2 protein-coding genes are annotated in these 3,012 nt (G+C 42.2%); one reads left to right on the top strand and one right to left on the bottom strand.

From position 1 onward, the window contains the following. Positions 1-388 precede the first annotated feature (388 nt). Positions 389-1,789 (bottom strand): Cof-type HAD-IIB family hydrolase, encoded by a 1,401-nt coding sequence (locus BTU61_RS04360; protein WP_187540138.1) that lies wholly within the window; start codon positions 1,787-1,789, stop codon positions 389-391. A 64-nt stretch (positions 1,790-1,853) separates the two neighbouring features. Between BTU61_RS04360 and BTU61_RS04355 the strand changes: the two genes are divergently transcribed. Beyond that, on the top strand, positions 1,854-2,816 hold the full coding sequence (locus BTU61_RS04355) for an asparaginase (protein WP_200772481.1): 963 nt from the start codon (positions 1,854-1,856) through the stop codon (positions 2,814-2,816). The last annotated feature ends 196 nt before the right edge of the window (positions 2,817-3,012 follow it).

The raw sequence follows: 3,012 nt of genomic DNA, 5'->3' as shown, positions 1-3,012 counted from the left end.
CAACCACTGCGTCTTGCTCGACAAACCAAAGATAATTGAGAGGCTAGGACTTTTGTCCCAGCCTCTTTTTTAAAGATAAACTTTTCTTAGAAACTTTCCTTAGGTGAGTACGGACGTCAGCGAACTTCTTCGAAGTTCCATGACTAATTATTGAGCCTAAGGTCTCAATAATTCCGAGTGCCTGAATCTTTATTGTTTCAGGCACTTTTCTCACGACGGAAAGTTTCAGTATACTTTTGAATGAGCCTAATAGAATATCTTCGTTTAATTTTTTCTTCATTCCCTAGCTTGCTTTATGTAGACAATAAGAAATTTCCTTTTTAGAAATTGTATAGCATATAGCAAAAACTCTTAGGAATAAGACTTTAATGGTATCTGTTAGAGTTTTTTAATTGTCTGTTGGTGTTTCTTTTTGTTTGGCGTGTTTTTCGTAGGCCTTTAGTTGGCGCTCCAGTTCCTTTTCAATAGCAGGTTCTGGGGCATATTTTTCTTCCCAATCATCTGGTTTTAAAATCTTGTGAGTTACCGGATCAAAGTGGGCTCTTCCATCTGGGAAGATCTTACCCATGTTGGCACGGTGAACAATCTCAAAGACCTCTTCTGGATCAACTCCCATTAGAACAAAGCTACCATAAGTCAGGTACAGCGTGTCGATCAAGGCATCCACTTGCCCTGTCATAGAAATTTCAGCTGGATGCTTGCTACGAACCTTGGCAGCAGCCGTTTCAATCGCTTCATGAAGGGCCACCACCGAGCGGTCAAACTCTTCCTCACTGCTACTAGCTGCTCGGATAAATTCTACCAGCTCTTCTTGCTTAAACATGGTCCGATAGAGGGCATCCTGAGGTTGCCAGACAACTGGTTTTTCCTGAGTTGCCCCATCCATCACGCCATGGAAGGTCTTGACCTTATTGAAATGATCGTCTTTAGAAAGAAAGAGTTCTTTCCCAGAGAGAATTCCAAAATGTTGTAAGGCCTTTTCAATACCATCCTTGTCATTACTGGTTGTTGTATGCTTGGCAATCGCTTTGACGCTTGTGGTCCCATTTCCCATTGCAATGGACAAACCAACACCTGAAAGCATCTCTAAATCATTGTCCGAATCACCAAAAGCCATGACCTCATCGATGTCAAAGCCATACTCCTGACCAACGATGCGAATCCCTTCTAGTTTAGAAATCCCTGGATTGAGGACATCTGCAGCAAACGGACTGGAACGTGTGAATTTTAGATGAGGAAATTCTTTTTCAATCTTTGCCGTCTCTTCAGGACTTGATAAAATCAATACTTGATAGATTGGTTCTTGAGCTATCGTATAGAGATGTTTTTGATCTTGGGGAACTACTTTACTCACCACTTTGTTAAATCCTCGACTCACTGTACGGGCCATTTTTCGCGGAACAAAGCGGCTAGACCAAATCGAAATAGGACTCATCCCAAAGCTCATGATCCGAGAGCCAAATACCCCGTCCTTGGTCCCAAGAGCAATTTCTTTACGGTGTTCGTGAGCATAGTCGATTAACTGATGCAGGCTTTTTTTATCAATTGGACTCGTAAACAGCACACGGTCCTGGGTAAAGATATATTGACCATTAAAAGTCACCGCAAAATCAAAGCCATAGCGCTCCATAAACGGTTGAACAAAGGCCGGACCTCGACCAGTCGCAAGTCCAACATAAATTCCTTCTTCTTTTAAGGATTGAATGGCTTTTTCTGTTGATTTCAAGACCGCTCGGCTGTCATTAACCAAGGTCCCATCAATATCAAAAAAGACTGCTTTTATTTCCATCTCTCTACTGTTTCTTTCTTTTTATGTTAAAATAAATTATATCACATATTCCAAGGAGCTTCACATGTTTAAGAAAATTTTAGCACTCCATACAGGTGGAACCATTTCGATGGCAGCGGATGACTCTGGGGCAGTGATTACCAATGAAGTCAATCCTATGACCCAAGTCACTTCACCAATTGAAGGGATTGCAGTCACCTCAGAGGATTTTTTTAATCTGCCTAGTCCCCAAATGACACCGAAACATATGCTCGCCTTGTATCAAAAGATCAAAGCAGAAGCCAACCACTACGATGGGATCGTTATTACTCATGGAACGGATACGCTAGAAGAAACAGCTTATTTCTTAGACACTATGGATTTACCAGAAATCGCTGTAGTCATTACAGGAGCCATGCGTAGCTCCAATGAATTGGGAAGCGATGGCATCTATAATTTCTTAACCGCCCTTCGAGTGGCAGCTGATCCCAAGGCACAGGACAAAGGTGTTTTAGTGGTGATGAACGATGAAATTCATGCAGCCAAATATGTGACCAAAACGCACACCACCAACGTCAGTACCTTTCAGACACCGACACACGGGCCACTTGGCTTAGTTATGAAAAAAGAGATTCTATTTTTCAAGACGGCAGAGCCTCGAGTTCGCTTTGATCTCGACAAGATCGAAGGTTTTATTCCCATTATTTCGACATATGCAGGAATGAAAACAGACTTATTGGATATGCTGGATCTAGCTAAACTGGACGGCCTTATTATCGAAGCCTTTGGAGCTGGAAATATTCCCAAAGAAACAGCCCATAAACTCCAAAAATTCATGGATGCAGGGCTCCCAATCGCTTTAGTGTCACGCTGTTTCAATGGTATCGCTGAACCCGTTTATGCCTACGACGGAGGCGGTGTCCAACTCCATCAATCAGGCGTCTTCTTTATCAAAGAATTGAACGCCCCCAAAGCACGTATCAAACTCCTCATCGCCCTCAATGCCGGCCTCAAAGGACAAGAACTCAAAGAATATATCGAAGGGTAAAACAAGATACAAAGCCCGTAAAATGCACAGTGAAAATAGGAAATTGTCGCCGGGAGCGAAGCTCACAAGAGAATTTATCTTTTTCACACAGCATTTAGGGCGTGTTCAATTAATAAGATACAAAGCCCGTAAAATGCAATCATAAAAGTGAGTAGAGAGTGGAACAGTAATCGGTCATTCGTTAGAATTCGATTTC

The organism is Streptococcus lactarius (assembly GCF_016642265.1).
Classification (GTDB): Bacteria; Bacillota; Bacilli; order Lactobacillales; family Streptococcaceae; genus Streptococcus; species Streptococcus lactarius.
The sequence above is the reverse complement of the archived record's forward strand: the minus strand, read 5'-3'. Positions and strand labels throughout refer to the sequence as shown.